The 1,097-nt window shown below is 66.9% G+C and carries 1 protein-coding gene; it reads right to left on the bottom strand.

The window, feature by feature from the left end; genetic code table 11:
- Positions 1 to 315 precede the first annotated feature (315 nt).
- Positions 316 to 942 (bottom strand): GNAT family N-acetyltransferase, encoded by a 627-nt coding sequence (locus ACFV8T_RS45645; protein ID WP_385339825.1) that lies wholly within the window; start codon positions 940 to 942, stop codon positions 316 to 318.
- Positions 943 to 1,097: the final 155 nt, after the last annotated feature.

Genomic DNA, 1,097 nt, shown 5'->3' with positions numbered 1-1,097 from the left:
GAAGCAGCAACAGAAAAGCGGCCAGGGCCGGCACTCGTCTGCGCAACATGGGCAGGACCTGCACGGATATACCTCACAGCTGGAGTGGGAGTGGGTGTGGGGCCGGTGCGCGCCGCCGCCGCATTCGATGGCGACGATCGGCAGCTCGGCGGTGTAGCGCTCTTCAGCGCTGTCGCGCGGCCCGAGCGCGTTGGTGTCCGGGATCAACTCGGAGTCGGTGAAGCAGTTCGAACCGGTCTCGGCAGTCCTGCGGATCGAAGTAACCGGAATCGTCATCGAGTTGCTACATGCCATTCGTACTCGGGCCGCTCGTGGCTACAGACTGCTCGCACGCCTTCTCAACATGGTCACGACATTCAGCGGTCCGACGGACAGGCGCCTCTGGGTGACGAAGCCGAAGTGTTGATAGAGCGCCACATTTCCGGGGTCCGCGGTGGTGAGGTAGACCCCGGCCGCGGATGATGTGTCGGCCAGCAGACGGTCGAGGAGACGCCTCCCCGCCCCGCGGCCCGCGGCGCCGGGAACCACCCCGATGAACTCCAGCGTCCAGGCACTCTCGGGCGCACCGGCTTCGGTGAGGTCGAGATAGCGCAGGGTCCGCTGCACGGACCGGGGACCGCAACGCGCGAGCGCACGGGCCGCCCACTGCGCCTGAGCGGCAGGTGAGAGCCGAGCTCCGGGCGGGGTGAGGACGGCGGCCGCGATGGGGCGGCCGCCGTCCTCGGTCAGGGCGTAGCGGCGCGATCCGGGAATGGTGGCATCGGCGCGCAGGGTGGCGTCGAACCAGTTCTCCCTGGTGGTGGACGAACCGCCGCAGATCCAGGAGGTCGCCGACTCACGGGCAAAGGCATCGGCCAGCACACGTGCGCAGGTATCCACCGTCGGGCAGTCGTCGATCTCTGGTCCGCGCTGAGCCGGGTCCGTGAACTGTCGGTCGGTCATGATCCTCCTCCATCAATGATTGCCCACTTCCATACCGATCGTATAGCATTCGATCGTAAGGAACTAGATAGGAGTGAGCGGATGAGGATACTGGCACTCGGTGGACCCGGTGCGATGGGGGCTGTAGCGGTGCGGGTGGCGGCCGGGCTGCCCAA

The organism is Streptomyces sp. NPDC059832 (assembly GCF_042731715.1).
Classification (GTDB): domain Bacteria; phylum Actinomycetota; class Actinomycetes; order Streptomycetales; family Streptomycetaceae; genus Streptomyces.
The sequence above is the reverse complement of the archived record's forward strand: the minus strand, read 5'-3'. Positions and strand labels throughout refer to the sequence as shown.

What these genes read in the sequence shown, in the direction of transcription:
- ACFV8T_RS45645 (WP_385339825.1), bottom strand. Translation starts at nt 942, where the DNA reads ATGACCGACCGACAGTTCACGGACCCGGCTCAGCGCGGACCAGAGATC.